Origin of the sequence: Aestuariimicrobium kwangyangense DSM 21549 (assembly GCF_000421525.1) — a bacterium.
Classification (GTDB): Bacteria; Actinomycetota; Actinomycetes; order Propionibacteriales; family Propionibacteriaceae; genus Aestuariimicrobium; species Aestuariimicrobium kwangyangense.
Map to the genome: position 1 here is coordinate 257615 of NZ_ATXE01000001.1, position 17702 is coordinate 275316.

General features: G+C 70.1%; 12 protein-coding genes, 1 pseudogene and 4 riboswitches. Of the genes and pseudogenes, 6 read left to right on the forward strand and 7 right to left on the reverse strand.

The genetic code is table 11. From position 1 onward, the window contains the following. Window positions 1–341 precede the first annotated feature (341 nt). On the reverse strand, window positions 342–3956 hold the full coding sequence (cobN, locus tag H507_RS0101225; protein WP_022908902.1) for a cobaltochelatase subunit CobN: 3615 nt from the start codon (window positions 3954–3956) through the stop codon (window positions 342–344). Window positions 3957–3990: 34 nt separating this feature from the next. Beyond that, window positions 3991–4101: riboswitch (cobalamin riboswitch) on the reverse strand. 76 nt (window positions 4102–4177) lie between these two features. Continuing rightward, a riboswitch (cobalamin riboswitch) is annotated at window positions 4178–4367 on the forward strand. A gap of 54 nt (window positions 4368–4421) precedes the next feature. Here cobN and H507_RS0101235 point away from each other — a divergent pair. The 4 genes from H507_RS0101235 to cobM are packed head-to-tail and all read left to right on the forward strand — an operon-like array spanning window position 4422 to window position 8185. Continuing rightward, a complete protein-coding gene (locus H507_RS0101235) occupies window positions 4422–5276 on the forward strand; it encodes a nitrite reductase (RefSeq protein WP_022908904.1) in 855 nt (284 codons plus the stop codon). Next, window positions 5269–5934 (forward strand): precorrin-8X methylmutase, encoded by a 666-nt coding sequence (locus tag H507_RS0101240; protein ID WP_022908905.1) that lies wholly within the window; start codon window positions 5269–5271, stop codon window positions 5932–5934. Before H507_RS0101235 ends, H507_RS0101240 begins: the two co-directional genes overlap by 8 nt. Continuing rightward, entirely contained in the window at window positions 5931–7430 is a 1500-nt protein-coding gene (locus H507_RS0101245) for a precorrin-2 C(20)-methyltransferase (RefSeq protein ID WP_022908906.1), read from the forward strand. Before H507_RS0101240 ends, H507_RS0101245 begins: the two co-directional genes overlap by 4 nt. After that, window positions 7427–8185, forward strand: coding sequence for a precorrin-4 C(11)-methyltransferase (gene cobM, locus H507_RS0101250; RefSeq protein ID WP_040437348.1), 759 nt, complete (start codon window positions 7427–7429; stop codon window positions 8183–8185). Before H507_RS0101245 ends, cobM begins: the two co-directional genes overlap by 4 nt. Here the strand turns inward: cobM and H507_RS0101255 are convergent. Beyond that, entirely contained in the window at window positions 8169–9392 is a 1224-nt protein-coding gene (locus H507_RS0101255; RefSeq protein WP_022908908.1) for a bifunctional cobalt-precorrin-7 (C(5))-methyltransferase/cobalt-precorrin-6B (C(15))-methyltransferase, read from the reverse strand. The genes cobM and H507_RS0101255 overlap by 17 nt on opposite strands. Window positions 9393–9442: 50 nt before the next feature. Further along, window positions 9443–9578: riboswitch (cobalamin riboswitch) on the forward strand. 25 nt (window positions 9579–9603) lie between these two features. On the opposite strand from H507_RS0101255, the gene H507_RS0101260 reads away from it, so the two are divergent. Together H507_RS0101260 and cobO are read left to right on the forward strand one after the other, a co-directional pair. Further along, a complete protein-coding gene (locus tag H507_RS0101260; RefSeq protein ID WP_022908909.1) occupies window positions 9604–11631 on the forward strand; it encodes a magnesium chelatase subunit D family protein in 2028 nt (675 codons plus the stop codon). Beyond that, window positions 11631–12245: a cob(I)yrinic acid a,c-diamide adenosyltransferase gene (gene cobO / locus H507_RS0101265; RefSeq protein ID WP_022908910.1), complete on the forward strand. Its 615-nt coding sequence runs from the start codon at window positions 11631–11633 to the stop codon at window positions 12243–12245. Before H507_RS0101260 ends, cobO begins: the two co-directional genes overlap by 1 nt. Before the next feature lie 28 nt (window positions 12246–12273). Here the strand turns inward: cobO and cobT are convergent, their stop codons facing one another. From cobT to H507_RS17555, 5 genes and pseudogenes are all read right to left on the reverse strand, one after another. After that, window positions 12274–14043: a nicotinate-nucleotide--dimethylbenzimidazole phosphoribosyltransferase gene (cobT, locus tag H507_RS18145; RefSeq protein WP_084707659.1), complete on the reverse strand. Its 1770-nt coding sequence runs from the start codon at window positions 14041–14043 to the stop codon at window positions 12274–12276. 40 nt (window positions 14044–14083) lie between these two features. Further along, a riboswitch (cobalamin riboswitch) is annotated at window positions 14084–14253 on the reverse strand. 573 nt (window positions 14254–14826) lie between these two features. After that, window positions 14827–16161 (reverse strand): purine-cytosine permease family protein, encoded by a 1335-nt coding sequence (locus tag H507_RS13865; protein ID WP_157438837.1) that lies wholly within the window; start codon window positions 16159–16161, stop codon window positions 14827–14829. Next, window positions 16062–16286, reverse strand: a pseudogene (locus tag H507_RS18435) (cytosine permease); the annotation flags it as partial. The gene H507_RS13865 and the pseudogene H507_RS18435, both read right to left, overlap by 100 nt. Window positions 16287–16403: 117 nt before the next feature. After that, window positions 16404–17174, reverse strand: a complete 771-nt coding sequence (locus tag H507_RS0101280) for an adenosylcobinamide-GDP ribazoletransferase (RefSeq protein ID WP_022908913.1) — start codon at window positions 17172–17174, stop codon at window positions 16404–16406. Window positions 17175–17210: 36 nt separating this feature from the next. After that, on the reverse strand, window positions 17211–17606 hold the full coding sequence (locus H507_RS17555) for a bifunctional adenosylcobinamide kinase/adenosylcobinamide-phosphate guanylyltransferase (RefSeq protein ID WP_245558803.1): 396 nt from the start codon (window positions 17604–17606) through the stop codon (window positions 17211–17213). Window positions 17607–17702: the final 96 nt, after the last annotated feature.

Below are 17702 nucleotides of genomic sequence, written 5' to 3' on the forward strand. Positions count from 1 at the left end.
GGGCGGCCTGTCGGGCGGCGTTGACGTCGACGGCGCTCCCACGGACGGTCACGGCCTCGGCGGGGGGTTCAGCTTGAGCTTGAACCCGGCACGGGCGAGGTTGGCCAGTGCCTTGCCCGTGCCCAGTGCGCGCCTTGCGCGTCGGCAAGGTTCGCAGTCCAGGTGGCGGCCTCCCGCTCGGACTCCCCCAGGTACTGCCCCAAGGTGACCCGGGCGACCCGGATCGGGTCGAGGGTGTGCAGGGCGTCGGTCAGTCGCTCGCTGGCAGCGACCACAGCTGAGCCGGCCCGGGCGAGCTGTTCAAGGTTTGGCGTCTCGGGTCGACCAGAGGAGCGCACCTCTCAGCCCCGGTCCTCGAGGTCGCCTTCGATGTCCAGGTAAAGCTGCCGCATCGTGGCAAGCGTGTGGGGGTCTGGCTCTTCCCAGAGGCCACGCTCGGCCGCCTCGTGCAGTCGTTCGACTATCCCGCGGAGCGCCCATGGATTGGACTGGCGCATGAACTGCTGCGTGGTCTCGTCAAGGACGTATTCGCGGGCGAGCTTTTCGTACATCCAGTCATGGAGAACGCCTACGGTGGCGTCGAAGCCGAAGAGGTAGTCGACGGTCGCCGCGAGTTCGAAGGCACCCTTGTAGCCGTGGCGTCGCATGGCGGCGATCCAGCGGGGGTTGACCACGCGTGAGCGGAAGACTCGGGCGGTTTCCTCGGCGAGGCTGCGGGTGCGGATTGCGTCCGGGGCGGTGGAATCACCGACATATGCCTTCGGCTCAGAGCCGGTGAGCGCACGGACCGTGGCGATCATTCCGCCGTGATACTGGAAATAGTCGTCGGAGTCGGCGATGTCGTGCTCGGCGGAGTCCAAGTTCTTGGCTGCCACGGCGATCCGTCGATAGTTGGCACGCATGTCGTCAGCCGCCTGGACGCCATCGAGGCCCCGCCCGTAGGCGAAGCCTCCCCAGACGGTGTAGACCTCGGCGAGGTCGGCGTCGTTGCGCCACGAGCCGGACTCGATGACCTCCAGCATGCCGGCCCCGTACGCGCCAGGCTTGGACCCGAAGATGCGGGTGGTGGCCCGCCGTAGGTCGCCGTGTGCGGCGAGGTCGGCCTGCGTATGCGCGCGGACGAAGTTCCTGTCGACCGGCTCGTCCAGGCCCGCCACCATCGCGACCGCGTCGTCCAGCATCGCGACCACGTGCGGGAAAGCGTCTCGGAAGAACCCGGAGATGCGCACGGTGACGTCGATGCGCGGGCGCCCCAACTCCTCCAGTGAAACGACAGAGAGTTTGAACACGCGTCGGGACTGCTCGTCCCATTCGGGACGGACGCCAAGGAGAGCGAGCACCTCGGCCACGTCATCCCCGCCGGTACGCATCGCGCTGGTGCCCCACACCGACAGGCCGACGGACGCCGGATGGGCGCCAGTCTCGGCGAGGTATCTCTCGATGAGGGAGTCCGCCATGGCCTGGCCCGTCTGCCACGCGAGGCGCGAGGGCACGGCCCGGGGGTCGACCGTGTAGAAGTTGCGACCGGTGGGCAGCACGTTGACCAGGCCCCGCAGCGGTGAGCCGGACGGACCGGCTGGGACGAAGCCTCCGTCGAGCGCGTGGATGATGGCGTCCAGCTCGTCGCTGGTGCGGGCGAGGCGGGGTACGACCTGCTCGGCAGCGAAGGCGAGCACCTCCTGAACCTCAGGATCCTGGTGAAGATCCGGAATCATCGCCGTCTCCCAGCCGGCCGCTTCCATCCGCTCGACGAGCCCGCGGGCGCGGGCCTCCGCGTCGTCGATCGCCTTGAGGTCGGCGTCTTCGGTCAGGCCCAGTGCGGTGCGCAGGCCGGGGACGGCGTTGCCGACCCCTCCCCACACCTGGGTCGCACGGAGGATCGCCAGCACCAGGTTGACCCGCGCCTCACCCGTGGGTGGGGCACCGAGGACGTGGAGCCCGTCGCGGATCTGGGCGTCCTTGATCTCGCACAGCCAGCCGTCGACGTGGAGCAGGAAGTCATCGAATTCGGCGTCCTCGGGTCGTTCGTCGAGTCCGAGGTCTCGGTGCATCTCGGCCGAACGCATGAGCTGCCAGATCTCTCCACGGATTGCGGGCAGCTTGGCCGGGTCCATGGACGCGACGTTCGCGTGCTCGTCGAGCAGCTGCTCGAGTCGGGCGATGTCGCCGTACGACTCTGCACGAGCCATCGGCGGCACGAGGTGGTCGACGATCGTGGCGTGAGCCCGACGCTTGGCCTGAGCGCCCTCTCCCGGATCGTTCACGAGGAACGGGTAGATCATCGGCAGGCTGCCGATGGCGGCGTCCGGGCCGCATGAGGCCGACATCGCCGCCCTCTTGCCCGGCAGCCACTCCATCGAGCCGTGCTTTCCGAGGTGGAGGACCGCGTCCGCCTCGAAGCCCCGCTCGATCCAGCGGTAGGCGGCCAGGTAGTGGTGGCTGGGAGGCAGGTCGGGGTCATGGTAGATCGCCACCGGGTTCTCGCCGAAGCCGCGCGGAGGCTGGATCAGCAGTACGACATTCCCGGCGCGCAGGGTCGCGAGGACCAATTCCTGGTCGTCGTTCACGAACAGCCGCCCGGGAGACTCTCCCCAGGCTGCGATCACCGCCGCACGGAGTCCGTCGGTCAGGTCGGCAGTCCAGGCGTCATAGTCCGGCTTCGAAATCCGCACGTGCGCCTCGGTCAGCTGGCCCGAGGTGAGCCATTCCTCGTCCTGTCCTCCCGCCGCGATGAGCGCGTGAATCAGGGCGTCACCCGCGGCGGTCTGGTCCTCCATGTCGAGCAGGGCATGGATCGAAAAGTCCGAGACGCGATCGTCGGGTCCGAGATCGTAGCCCTCCTCGCGCAACCGGCGCAGCAGCCGAATGGCCGACAGGGGGGTGTCGAGCCCCACCGCGTTGCCGATCCTGGCGTGCTTGGTTGGGTAGGCCGACAGGACGAGGGCGAGGCGCTTGTCATGATTGGGCTTGCGTCGCAGGCGAGCGTGGTTGACCGCGATGGTCGCGACGCGAGCGGCGCGTTCAGGATCGGCCACGTAGGTGGGCAGCCCGTCCTCGTCGATCTCCTTGAAGGAGAACGGCACGGTGATGATCCGCCCGTCGAACTCGGGGATGGCGATCTGGTTGGCGGAATCGAGGGGAACCACTCCGTCCTCGGAGGCCTCCCACTCGGCCCGGCTCGTGGTCAGACAGAGGCCCTGCAGCACAGGGATGTCGAGGGAGGACATGCGCTCCACATCCCACGCCTCGTCGTCACCCCCGGCGCCGGCGGACGCGGGCACGGAACCGCCCGCGGCGAGCACCGTCACCACGACGGCGTCCAGGCTACCGAGCGCGGCGTACAGCTCATCTGGGGCGGAGCGGAGCGATCCGGCGTAGATCGGCACGCCCCGCGCCTGTCCGGTCGCATCGATCGCGTCGGCCAGGGCATGTGCGAACCCGTTGTTCCCGCTCGTCTCGTGAGCCCGGTAGTAGAGGACTCCGACGCGGGGAAGCCGGTGGTCGGCGCGCCTCGGCCGCTCGGCGTACCCCCACGACGGGATGACCGTGGGAGGCTCGAAGCCCGCGCCGGTCAACAGGACGAGGTCGGACAGGAAAGCGTGCAGTTGTGCGAGGTTGGCCGGCCCGCCCTCCGCCAGGTACCGATGTGCCTGCGCTGCGACACCGATCGGGACAGTGGAAAGGCCCATCAACTCCGCGCTCGGCTGCTGCTCGCCGCTCAGGATGACCAGTGGCGTGCCCCGCTCGCGCACGGCAGCGAGCCCGGGCCAGAGGTCGTGGCGACTGCCGAGGACGCGCACGATCACGAGCTCCGCATCGGCGAGCGTTGCGGCGAGTTCAGCGTCACGGGCCCGGCTCGGGTTCGCCCACGTGTACGCCGACCCGCTCGAGCGGGCGGTGAGCAGGTCGGTGTCGGATGTGGACAGGAGCGCGATCCGCGCGGACGACTCCACCATCGGGTTTCCTCCTCCGGGGTTCTCGCCCCGTCGATCGGTACGGAAACCCGTGGCCAGTGTCTGGCTGCGTCATCGACATGACTCACAGTGGCGGAACCGCCCCGGATTCACACCGGGTTCCCGAACCACGGGCACGGCCTGAGCCTACGGCACCACACGCGGTGCCGGGCGGACCTGGCTGTGCCGCCGAGATGTGCACGGTCTGTGTCGGTGGCGCGCGGTAGTCTGTCCGCTGCCAGTCGTACTCCACGTGTGGGGTCAGGGAACCCGGTGGAAGTCCGGGGCTGACGCGCAGCGGTGAGGGTGACGGGCGAGGCAAGCCACCACGCAGCCACTGGACCCCGGTCCGGGAAGGCGCCTCGTCCCGGGTGATCCCGAGTCCGAAGACCTGCTGGCCCTCGCGGCAACCGCTGCCAGGTCCCACCCGGACCCCGCGTAAGGGTCTCAGACCGTGAAGGCTCGTCCGTGACAATCATCCGTGATCGCCGGGACCGGTGCCCCGGCGCGCTGCGCCCCTGGCCGGCCGAGGACGGTCTGCTGGTGCGTCTCCGGCTCATCGGCGGCCGGGTCAGCGCTCGCTCGCTCAGGTCCTTGGCCGAGGTGTCGGAGCGGTTCGGGGACGGACACGTGCACGTCACCAGCCGGGCGAACCTCCAGCTGCGCGCACTCCCGGGGGTCGACGGCGGCTGGCTCACCGACGACGTGCTGGCCGCCCTGGAGGCCACAGGGCTGCTGCCGAACCGGAGCCATGAGCTGGTCCGCAACGTGATGGTCTCGCCCCTGAGCGGATTGTCCGGAGGGCGCTCCGACCTTCGGCTCGTGGCCACCGAGCTGGACGGTCTTCTCTGCGCGAGCCCGGCCCTGGCCGGGCTCCCGGCGCGATTCCTGTTCGTGCTCGACGACGGCCGGGGGGACCTTCTCGACCGCTCCTGCGACCTGGGCCTCGTGGCACTGGACGGGCTGCTGGGCCAACTGCGCGTCGGGGACGCGTGGGGTGAGGTGATTCCGCTGGCGTCGGCGGCGTCCCGCCTCGCCCGCCTCGCCGAGACGTTCCTGAGCGTTCGGGGCGACGGGCCGACAGCACCGTGGCACGTCGTCGAACTCGCCGACCCGCTCGCGTCCGTCCGGGTCCCCGACCCACGTCTGCCCGCGCCGACCGCGGCCGTGCCCTTCGGAGTGGTTCCCGGGGGCGAGCACCTCCGGGTGCCCGAGGCCGGCCTGGATCTCGGCACGGTCACCGCCCTCACCGCGAGGGCCGACACCCTGGTGGTGACGCCGTGGCGCGGCATCCTCATCCCAGACGAAGGAAGACATGTCTGAGCCGTCGCGTCCCACCCGGCGCTTTCAGTACATCGACCAGGGCGACGCCATCTACGTCGAGTCGTTCGCGACGATCAGACGCGAGGCCGACCTGAGCGCGCTTCCCGTGGACGCGGACAGGCTCGCGGTCCGCATGATCCACGGCAGCGGTCAGGTCGACCTCGCCCGGGACCTCGTCGTCCACCCGAGGATGGTCGCCGCGTCTCGCGCCGCCCTCGAGGCCGGTGCCCCGATCCTGTGCGACACGACCATGGTTGCCACCGGCGTCAGTCGTGGCCGTCTGCCCCACGACAACGAGGTCCGCTGCTTGCTCACCGACGAGCGGGTGCCTTCCCTGGCCGCGGCGTGGGGCACCACCCGCGCGGCAGCCGCGGTGTCGCTGTGGGAACCCGTCCTCGGTGGCTCGGTGGTGGCTATCGGAAACGCCCCGACCGCCCTGTTCCACTTGCTGGAGCTGATCCTCGACGGCGCTCCCCGGCCGGCCGCCATCGTCGGCTGCCCGGTCGGCTTCATCGGCGCCTCCGAATCGAAGGAGGCCCTCATCGGGTTCAACGCCGAGTACGGGATCGACATCCCCTACGTCACCGTCAAGGGACGCCGCGGCGGCTCGGCGATGACGTCGTCGGCACTCAACGCACTCGCGCAGGAGAACGAATGACCGGCCGCTTCTACGGCGTCGGCGTCGGCCCCGGCGACCCGGAACTGATCACGCGGAAGGCTGCGCGACTGATCGGATCGGCCGACGTCGTTGCCTACCACGCGGCCGGGGGCAAGGAATCCAACGCGCGTCGAATCGCCGCCGACCTCGTGCCCGACACCGCGATCGACGAGGAGCTCACCTATCCGGTGACCACGGGCAGCACCGATCACCCGGGTGGCTACGCCGGGGCGATCGCCGACTTCTACGAGGAGGCCGCGGCCCGTCTTGCGGCGCACCTCGACGCCGGGCTCGATGTGGTCCTCCTCGCCGAAGGCGATCCCCTCTTCTACGGCTCGTACATGTACATGCACGACCGGCTGTCGCAGCGCTACGTGACCGAGGTGGTGCCAGGGGTTCCGGCGTTCGCGGCGGCGGCAGCCGCAGTCGCCAGCCCGCTCGTGCGGCAGACCGACGTGCTCACGGTCCTCCCGGGCACCCTGCCCGAGCCGGAGTTGGCCCGTCGTCTCGCCGACACCGACGGTGCGATCATCATGAAACTCGGGCGCACCTTCCCGGCCGTGCGCCGGGCCCTGGAGGCGGCCGGCCGGCTCGATCATGCTCTGTACGTCGAGCGCGCCTCGATGCCCGAGCAGCGGTGGCTGACCGTCGACCAGGTTGACGCCGACACGGTGCCCTACTTCTCCTTGATCGTGGTTACCGGCGACTCCCTCAACGGAGACCGCACCCGCGACCCGCAGCCGGCCACGCCGGCCAAACCGGCCGCGGGGCCCGAAGTACTCGTCATCGGCCTGGGCCCCGGCCCCGATGCCTGGCTGACACCCGAGGCGTCCGACGCCCTCGCCGACGTCAGCCACGTCGTCGGCTACGGTCCTTACGTCGAGCGGGTACCCCAGCGAGCGGGTCTCACCCGCCACGCGTCGGGCAACACCGTGGAGGTCGAGCGGGCGCGGTTCGCCCTGGAGCTGGCCACGGCGGGCGAGAAGGTCGCGGTCGTCTCCGGCGGGGACGCGGGCATCTTCGGCATGGCGGCGGCCGTGTTCGAGGCCGCCGAGGACCCCGCCTACGCCGGCGTGAGGATCCGAGTGCTGCCGGGGATCAGTGCGGTGCAGGCCGTGGCCGCGCGCGCCGGCGCGCCGATCGGCGCGGACTTCGCGGTCGTCAGCCTCTCCGACCGGTTGAAGCCCTGGGCGGTGGTGGAGCGGCGGCTGCGTGCGATCGCCGAGGCGGACCTCGTCCTCGCCATCTACAACCCCGCCTCGCGAACCCGCACCGAGCAGGTCGGCCTGGCCCAGCGGATCCTCCTCGAGCACCGCAGGGCCGACACCGTGGTGATCGTCGGCCGCGACGTCGGGCGCCCCGGGGAGAGCCTGACGGTCACCACCTTGGCAGAGCTCACCCCCGAGACGATCGACATGAAGTGCCTCCTCATCGTCGGAGCCGACGGCACCCGCCGCGGCGCGGGAGGCGTGTGGACACCGAGGTTCGTGCGATGACGGTCCATTTCGTCGGCGCCGGCCCGGGGGCGGCCGATCTCCTCACCGTGCGCGCCACCCGCCTGTTGGCCCAAGCCGACGTCGTCCTCTATCCGGGCACCTACATCGACCCCGGCATGCTGACTCACGTCAGCCCCTCGGCAACCCTCGTGGACACCCAGGACCTCGACCTCGAGCAGATCGTCGAACGTCTCGAGGCGGCGCACCGCGACGGCCAGGACGTCGTCCGCCTCGCCTCGGGCGACCTGTCGATCTACTCCGCCCTGTTCGAGCAGACCCGACGCCTGGACGCCGCAGGGGTCCCGTGGGATGTCACCCCGGGCGTGCCCGCGTACGCGGCCGCGGCGGCACTCATCGGGCGCGAACTGACGGTTCCCGAGGTGGCGCAGTCGGTCGTCCTCACCCGCACCCGGACGCGGTCAACCAGGATGCCAGAGTCGGAGTCCCTCGCCGCCTTCGCGGCCACAACGGCGAGCCTCGTCCTCCATCTCGCCATCACCAGGACCCGGACCCTGATGGCCGAACTCGAACCCCACTACGGTGCGGACTGCCCCGTCGTGGTGGTCTACCGGGCCAGTCAACCGGGCGAACTCGTGGTCCGCGGAACGGTCGGATCGATCGCCGACGCGGTCGAGCAAGCCGGCCTCAGACAGGCCGCCGTCATCCTCGTCGGGCGGGCCCTCGCGCCGGAGAACGGTGGAGAGTCGTACCTCTACGACGCCGGCAGGGATCGCTCGGTCAAACGTCCAGGGTGAACGCCCACTGAGTGACGGCGCGCGCGGGCTTCCAGCCCGTGTACGAGCCGATCGGTGACGCCGTCTCCACCGAGATACGGGTCAGCTCCCCACCGTGAACGGAGTGCAACTCACCCAGAAGCCGTTCGGTCTCCAGGGTGACCCCGTGGACGACCAGCCGGCCGGACGTCCCCAGGGCCGCCATGCACGCGTCGACGACTCCGGGGGTGGCCCCGCCGCCGACGAACACGGCGTCCGGACGCCGGAGGCCCTGGAGCGCCTCGGGGGCCGCTTGCCCCACGACCCGAAGACCAGGCACCCCCAGGCGAAGGGCGTTGCGCCCGATCCGCTCGGCCCGCTCCCGCTGGGCCTCGATCGCTGTCGCCGTGCACGAGGGGTGCGCCCTCATCCACTCGATCCCGATCGAGCCCGCACCGGCACCAACGTCCCACAGATGCTCCCCCGGCGTGGGGGCAAGCCGCGCCAGGGCGGACGCGCGCAGGTCCCGTTTGGTGAGTTGCCCGTCATGCTCGAACAGCCTGTCGGGCAGCCCAGCCACCCAGCCACCCAGACGCGGCCCGCTGAGCTCGATGGCCATGATATTGAGCCGCGGCGCCACCTCGGACCACCTGTCGGCACTCGCATCGGTCCGCGAGAAGTCCTCCCCGCCCAGGTTGCCCAGCACATGTATCACGCTCTCGCCATACCCAGCTTGGGACAGCAGTTCCGCCACCTCCTGGGGCGTCGTCTCGTCCGCCGACAACGCGATGACGCGACGACCAGGAGCCAGTTCCCGAAGAATGCGCGAAGCCTCCCGGCTGACAAGACTGACCACGGCGCACGACTCCGCCGGCCACCCCATCTCCGCGCGGGCCAGCGCGACCGAGGACACCGACGGGTGGATCCGGACGCGATCCGGACCCAGGACGCTGATGAGCGTCGAGCCGATACCCGACACGAGCGGGTCCCCTGAGGCGAGCGCGACCACCGGTCCCTCCACCTGACTGTTGACCAGGTCAGCGAGCTGCGGACGCAGAGGCGTGGGCCAGGTGATCCGCCGTTGCGCGGGCCGGACGGGCACCAGGCCGAGGTGCCGCTCGCCGCCGAGCACGACACGTGCTTTGAGAACCACCTCCCGCAGGTGCGCCGGCAGTCCCCGCCACCCATCCGCGCCGATCCCCACGACGGTGACTGTCGGCAGGCCACGGGACGGATGAGGGCTGGACACGAGGCCTCACGCTATCGTGACACCAGGCACGAGGTGCCTCGGGGGCCCAGCGATCGGAACGGTGGTCGGGGCCGATGAGGAGAATCAGGGAAGCCGGTGAGACTCCGGCACAGGCCCGCTGCGGTGAATCCGGCCCCTTGGGGGGACCCGACAAGTCCGAGGACCGGCCTCGCGCCCGTCCATATCGATGGCGAACGAGCGGGAGCCTCACATGCCACTGCACTACCCCTTTTCCGCCGTCGTCGGCTGCGAGCCCGACCTGATGGACAACATGGGTCTCGCACTCGTGCTGGCCACCATCTCCCCCGAGATCGGCGGCGTCTTGGTGCGTGGCGAGAAGGGAACCGCGAAATCGACAACCGTGCGCGCCCTCACCGCCGTGCTGCCGGCGATTGACGTGTACGCCGACGACCGCTTTTCGGTTGACCCCGCCGACCCCACGACGACGTCTCCCGACGGCCCCTTCGACGCGCGGGCGCAGACGCTGAGCCGCCCCGTGCGCCTGGTTGAGCTTCCCGTGGGTGCGACCGAGGACCGCGTGATGGGGTCCATCCACCTCGAACGCGCCCTGTCACAGGGCAAGGTAGAATACGAGCCGGGACTCTTGGCGCGCGCCCACCGCGGCGTCCTGTACGTCGACGAGGTCAACCTGCTGCACGACCACCTGGTCGACCTGCTGCTCGACGCCGCCGCCATGGGCCGGGCCACCGTCGAGCGCGACGGGGTCTCCCTCGAACACCCGGCCCGGTTCGTTCTCATCGGCACGATGAATCCCGAGGAGGGAGAGCTCCGGCCACAGTTCCTCGACCGGTTCGGACTTGCCGTCGAGGTCGCCGCACCGCGCGACCCCAACCTGCGCGCAGAGGTCGTGCGCCGCCGGATGGCCCACGACGCGGACCCGGCAGCCTTCGCCGAACGCCACCGCGATGCCGAGCTCGTCCTCACCGAACGGATCCGGACGGCCCAGGAGCGACTGGACGTCGTTCGGCTCAGCGACGTGGCACTTCTCAAGATCGCCACGATCTGCGCCGCGTTCGAGGTGGACGGCCTGCGAGCGGACCTGGTGACTGCCCGCACCGCGGTCGCCCACGCTGCCTGGCAGGGCCGCGACCAGGTCACCAGGGCCGACATCCGCCGAGCAGCCCTCCTCGCCCTGCCACACCGCCGCCGCCGCAACCCCTTCGACGCCCCGGGCCTGGACGAGGACCTGCTCGATCAGCTCCTGGGAGACGACGAACTACCTCCCGAGCCGCCACCCGCCCCCGACGACGGGACGCCGGCCCCCCCGGAGCCGAGCGACGACGGCGTCCCCGAGGGCGAACCCGACCGGTCGAACGAGAACGACCCCGGTCAGCCCGAGGCCGGGGGCGCGTCGTCGCCAGCCCCCCCGGCTGGACAGGGCGGAGCGGGCGAATCCCAAGTGAGCGCGGGGGACCCGTACCGCTCGAGGCTGTTCACCGTCCACGGGCTTGGCGAGGGCACCGAGGGCCGTCGCAGCCGCGCGGTCGCCAGCAGGGGGCACCGCGTCGGCGCACGCCGCCCCGCCAGCGGTGGCGGGCCACTACACCTGGTCGAAACCCTCCTCGCCGCGGCGAGTCAACAGCCGGCTCGGGGACGCCGAGGAGGCCGGCTTGACGTGCGTCCGGAGGACATCCGGATGGCCGTTCGCGAGGGGCGCGAGGCCAATCTGATCCTGTTCTGCGTCGACGCGTCCGGGTCGATGGCAGCCCGCAAGCGGATGGCCCAGGTGAAGACCGCGATTCTCTCCCTGCTGCTGGATGCCTACCGACGCCGCGACAAGGTTGCTCTGATCACCTTCCGCGGCACCACCGCGGAACTGACCCTGCCGCCCACGCGCTCGGTGGATATCGCCGCGACTCGCCTCAACAACCTCCCTGCGGGCGGGAGGACACCGCTGGCAGATGGCCTGCTGGAAGTGGCGAGGGTGGTCCAACGCCATCGGGTGAGCGATCCCCGTCTTCGCCCGCTGCTGATCCTCGTCACGGACGGCCGTGCCACGGGCGGCGAGAACGCTGTCGCCCGCTCCCAGGAGGCCGCCGCCCACCTCGCCGGCATGGGCGTGGCCACGGTGGTCGTCGACGGCGAGACCGGTCCACTGAGGCTCGGGCTCGCCTGGAGACTCGCGGTGCTGCTCCGCGGCCAGCATGTGCCCGTCGCGGAGATCACGGCCGAAGCGCTCACCACAAGCGTCCGCACTCACGTGAAGGGTGTCGCCTGATGCCGAAGGGGCTGCCAGCTTCCGTCCCCGACGACGGCCTCAGCACCAGACAGCGGCGGAACCGGCCGCTCGTCATGGTGCACACGGGTGACGGCAAGGGGAAGTCGACCGCCGCTTTCGGCCTGGCCCTGCGCGGGTGGAACCAGGGGTGGAACATCGGCGTCTTCCAGTTCGTGAAGTCGGCCAAGTGGCGGATCGGCGAACAGGAGGTACTGGAACGCCTTGGCCGTCTGCACCGCCAGACGGGCGAGGGCGGCCCGGTGGAGTGGCACAAAATGGGGTCCGGGTGGTCGTGGAGTCGCAAGCAGGGCGACGTCGACGACCACGCCGCGGCGGCCCGTGAGGGCTGGAACGAGGTCGCTCGGCGGCTCATGGCGCAAACCCACGATCTTGTGATCCTCGACGAGTTCACCTACCCGATGAAGTGGGGCTGGGTCGACGTGGACGAGGTCGTGACCGCCCTCGCCGACCGTCCGGGCTACCAGCACGTGGTCATCACCGGACGCGACGCCGACCCCAAGTTGATCGCGGTCGCCGACCTGGTCACCGAGATGACCAAGGTGAAGCACCCGATGGATGCGGGTCAGAAGGGTCAGAAGGGCATCGAGTGGTGAGCCCCCGTGTTCGCCGTCTTGGGGCCACTTACTCCTTCTCTGACACCCCCGCCGTGTCGAAGGTTGCCACGTCGCGGAGGACCTGAGCGGCCGCAACCACAATCGGGTGGGCGAGCACGGCGCCAGACCCCTCACCGAGCCGCATCCCGAGGTCAAGCAGGGGGACCAGGCCGAGGTGGTCCAAGGCCACCCGGGCGCCCGGCTCCTCAGAGAGGTGCCCGGCGAATAGCCAGTCGACGGACTCCGGGGCCAGAGCCGCCGCGACAAGCGCGGCTGCTGCCGAGATCACCCCGTCGAGGACGACCGGAATGTGCAGTGCGGCGCTCCCGAGGATCAGCCCGACAGTGGCGGCGTGCTCCAGGCCGCCCACCGCGGTGAGAACTCCGACGGGGTCGGCCGAGTCGGGACGATGCAGGGCGAGGGCTCTGTCGATGACGGCCACCTTGCGCGTCCATGTCTCCTCATCGATGCCCGTCCCGTGACCCGTCACCGCCGCGGGTTCACCTCCGGTGAACACCGAGATGAGGGCCGCCGACGCGGTCGTGTTGGCGATCCCCATGTCGCCGGCGAGCAGGCAGCGGTTGCCGGCGCCGACCATGTCTCGCGCCAGTTCGATCCCCGTTTCAACGGCGCGGATCGCGTCACCCCTCGTCATGGAGGGTTCGACCGTCATGTCGGCGGTGCCGAGCCGCACCTTACGGGACAGCAGGCCGGGGGCTGGCGGCACGTCGGCCGCGACACCTATGTCGACAAAACAGACCTCGACCCCGGCCCGAGAGGCCAGCGTGTTGACCACGGCACCGCCGGTGAGGAAGTTGCCGACCATCTGCGCCGTGACCTCCTGCGGCCACGGGCTCACGCCCTGGGCATGAACACCGTGATCGGCCGCGAACACCAGCACAACCGCCGGTTCTGGCAGAGGCGGCGGGCACGACCCTGCCATCCCGGCCAGTTTGACGGACACCTCCTCGAGCACGCCGAGCGAGCCCGGCGGCTTGGTGAGCAGCCGTTGACGCTCCCGTGCCGCGTCCGCAGCCTGGCTGTCCAGGGGTCCGATCGCCCGCAGGGTCTCCTCGAGAAGGCTGCTGTGCTCGTCACCCGGCATGCCTCGCTGCCCCCAGACTTCGTGGTGAATCGCCCAACTCAAGGGCCTCCGCCTGGCCCAACCGGTCGTCTCCAGCCCTGGAGCGTCCGGGAAGCTCGTCACGTAGCCCAAGCACAGGTAGGCGACAAGATCGAGATGGGCCGGCAGACCCAGCAGGCCGGAGATCTCGCACTCGTCGAAGAAACTGACCCAACCCACTCCCACCCCCTCCGCCCGGGCGGCAAGCCACAGGTTCTGCACCGCGCACGCAGTCGAGAACGCGGACATCTGCGGGGCACCATGCCGGCCGATGACGTGACGTCCCCCGCGGGTCCGGTCGGAGGTGACAGCGATGTTGATCGGGGTGTCGAGGATCGCCTCGATCTTCAAGTCCCGGAACGCCCTACCCCGCGCTCCGGGAAGCTGGCTCGCGAAGCGTCCCCTCTGCAGGTAGGCGAGATCGCGGACCTTGGCCCTGGTCTCCGGGTCACGGAGCAACAGGAAGTCCCACGGCTGGGAGAATCCCACGCTAGGACCTGCATGCGCGGCCTCGAGAAGCCGGGTCAGGACGTCCTCGGGGATCTGATCGGGGAGAAAGCCGCTTCGCAGGTCACGCCGCTCGCGAATGACCCGATGCACTGCAGACCGCTCATCTTGGGGGAACGGGCGGGCCGCTGCGAGCGGCCGCCCCGAGTGGGAGTCGTCAGTCGGCATGGAGGACCAAGCCTTCCTCGGGGTGTCCACGCCCCGCGTCGAAGGGACGACGGCGTGAGTGTCCTGACTCCCGGATCAACGTCGCCCCGGCCTTCCCACCGCGCAGCGGTCGTGGCCCCGTCAGGGTCTCTCCCCGGTCACAGTGGCGGGACCGTGCCGGATTCCCACCGGCTTCCTCCACTGCCGTCGAAGTGCACAGCCAGTAAATCACAGCGCCCCGGATACTGCGGTACTGCCCCCGCAGAAGACCCTCTGCCTGCAACTACCGAGCCGAACGTGTCACCGGTCAGACCAACAACGAGTCGGGCGAGGTGGACCCGCCGTCCCCACCCACGCCGGCGAGGACCACCAGGGTGGTCGTGAAGGCGACGCTCCCACGCGGGCCCTGCGTGAGGGATCCGCCGGTTGAAGCCACTCCGGTCAACGCGGGGGGGGGGGGGGGGGGTGGACGCCAGGCGCCGCGACCCCTGACGTCGGCGACTGGAGCTCCCTACCACCCCGGACAGCCGGTCCCTCACCCACCAGTGCCAAAAGCCTGCGAGATCACACCCTGGAGCGAGCCCCGCCACGCCTCCCACCAGTGATGTTCCTATGAACTCAGATCTACCGGAAGAGCCCTGCCGGTGGGCCAAGGGCCCACGTCCTGGGGTCCCGGTGATCACCACATTCGCTGGTCCTGCTGGGGGCGGTGGCTGCCCCGGCTGACGTCACCGACCTGGCGGCCGCCGACCCGGGCCGTGGGCTCACTCATCGACGAGCCCCTGCTCTGCGGACTCCAAAGGTTCACCGACCTGACGCGCCGCACCCGGACCCAGGATTCCCAGGGCCCAGAACATGCCGGCGGCACTCGTTCCGGCGATCAGCCAACCGAGGGCGTTCTGACGCGAACCACGTGCCGGACAGTGCCCCCGAGAACCACACCACGTCGCCGACCTGCACCCGGGTGAACTGAAGGGCGACCACGATCGCCACGATCCATGCCGTCAGGGCCGTCCAGCGGACGCCGCCCTGATACCAGTATGTGCTACCGGCGCGGGTGTCGACGATGCCGGCCTGATCGAAGTGTCGGCGGTGGGTCATGTCGACAAGGACGACGCCTGCCCACGCCGTGAGCGGGACGGCGAGCAACGTGAGGAACGTCATGAATGGCCCGTAGAAGTCGTGGGTGATGACGGTCATGTACAGCCCGCCCACGGTGATCAGGACGGCGTCGACCGCGAGGGCCGTCGCGCGACGCACCTTGATGCCCCCCGTGATGAGATTCAGACCGGAGGAATACATGGACAGGTCCGCCGCCGCGACGAGGCCGAACACGGCGGTGATGAGATACGGAATGACCATCCAGCCGGGAAGCGAAGCACCGATGGCGCCCACGGGATCACTCGCCGACGCCAGATCCTTCTTAGTCAGGGCCATGAGCGCGCCCAGGCTGATGAGCGCGACGAGGGGCAGGGAGGCCCCGGCCACAGTCGCAGCGACCACGTTGCGCGACGGCACACGCCTGGGCAGGTAGCGAACGTAATCGGCCCCGGCCGACAACCACCCCAGGCCCGTTCCAGCAGCGATGAACCCCAGCCCGCCCATCACCGCAGGGAATGGGGCGGCAGGAGTGGCGAGAACTGCCGACCAGTGGACCTTGACGGCGAGGAAGACCCCGATGGTCAAGGTCAGGGCCCCGAACACCCAGGTGAGCCATTTCTGGATCCACATGATGGTGGCATGGCCGAACACCCCGATACCCGCGGACACCGCAACCACAGCGAGCAGGCAGATCACCGTCGCGATCGGGCCGGTGGATAGGCCGAGGAGGTGGATCGTGGCCAAGAGCGCATAGGCGGCCGTGGTGCACATGATCGTTTCCCAGCCGACGAAGGACAACCACGAGACCAGCGTCGGCGCCCAGTTACCTCGGACGCCGAACACGGCGCGGGACAGGGTGAGGGCGGGCGCACCGCCGGTCTTCCCCACCGTGCCGAGGAGCCCGACCAGAAGAAACGACCCGACCGACCGACCACCGCGACCACGATCGACTGGAGCACGCTCAACCCGGTGAAGGTCACGAGCACGGCACCCAGGGTGATGCCGAGGACTCCCATGTTGGCCCCGAACCAGGTCCAGAAGAGTTCGAGCGCTCCGCCGTATCGTTCGCAGTCGGGCACAGGCTCGATTCCTCGCGTCTCGACCACCCCGACTCGGGGAAGTTCGTTCGTCATCGATTCACTCATCGGTTCTCCTTGATCCATCGGGCTCCGGCCCGCTTCCTCGTCGATGTCACACTCGTTGGCCGTCCCTCACACCCTGCGGCTGGGGACCGCCACCCCGCGCTCAGCACTGACCGCGTGCCGCGTCCTACTCCACGCCTACAGCAGTGCGGCCATGACCCAGAACACCGCTTGGGTCGTTTCGATCAGGGAGCCGAAGGTGTCTCCCGTAAGACCGCCCAGACGCCGGGTCAGATGGGATCGCCACCCGCCCGAGACCGCCAGCGCGATCACTGATGCGGACCCGTACCCCAGCGCCCCGTGAACGCCGCCCACCAGCCATCCGCCGCCCGTCGCGACAGCGGTGACGGCCAGCGCGGAGAACAGAGCCGCGAATGCCCCGGTCACGCCCACGAACAGGGCGCCGAATCCGCCCTCTCGGGCCCCGGGCACACCTCGACGGGTCGCGATCACCACGGCGCAGCGCCCGACGGCGGGTCCGACCATCAGGGCGACCGCAGGTCCCCCGGGACCATGCGTCGACGCCAGCGCCGCGACGTCGAGCAACAGCGCGGCCACGATGCTCGCGACACCCATCGGGCCGATGTCAGACCTGCGCATGATCGCGAGTGCCTCGGACGCCGGGCGGCGCGATCCGAGCCCGTCCGCGGTGTCCGCCAGCCCGTCCAGGTGCATGGCGCCGGTGAGCCTCTGCAGCACCAGCAACCCGCAGACCGCCGCGAAAGCGTCAGACCCGGTGCGCCACCGGACACCGAACCCGAGCGCGCCGGCGATCACGCCCAAGCCGAGTCCAAGGAGGGGGAACACCCGGATCGCCCTAGCGGCCAGCCCTCGGTCGATCCGCGCGGTGAACGGGGCGGGGACGATCGTGAACAGGCCCAAGGCGGCGGTCAGCCCCCGCTCAGACATCGCGGCTCCCGCCCTTGACCAGGACGGGGATGCCGCTCACGCACAAGCACATCTCGTCGCATTCGGCCGCGACCCGCGCGTTGAGCAGTCCCAGCATGTCCCTGAAGACCCCCCGGATCTGTGGTCGGGGACAACTCCCCAGCCGACCTCGTTGGTCACGAGGACGACGTCGCGCGCTGTCGTCCGCACGGCTGCAACCAGGCCGTCGATGTCCCCGCCCAGCCGCGGGGTCGGGCCGACCCAGGCGCCGTGCCGGTCCATCACCCGGGTCAGCCACAGCGAGAGGCAGTCGACCAGGACGGCCCACTCGGGATCCTCCGGCGAGGGCGGAAAACCGGTCGCGACATAGTCGGTGTCTCGGCCGCCGAGCAGGGATTCGGCGGCGCGTGACTTGCCGGACCGGCTGCTCCCGGTGACCAGGACGCGGGTCATTCCCCGGACTGCCCGTCGGTGCGATCGCGCGTCCCGGCCTCGTAGACGGTCGCCATGCCGCGCCGGATGGCGGCGGATCTGCTGGCCGGGCGGCCA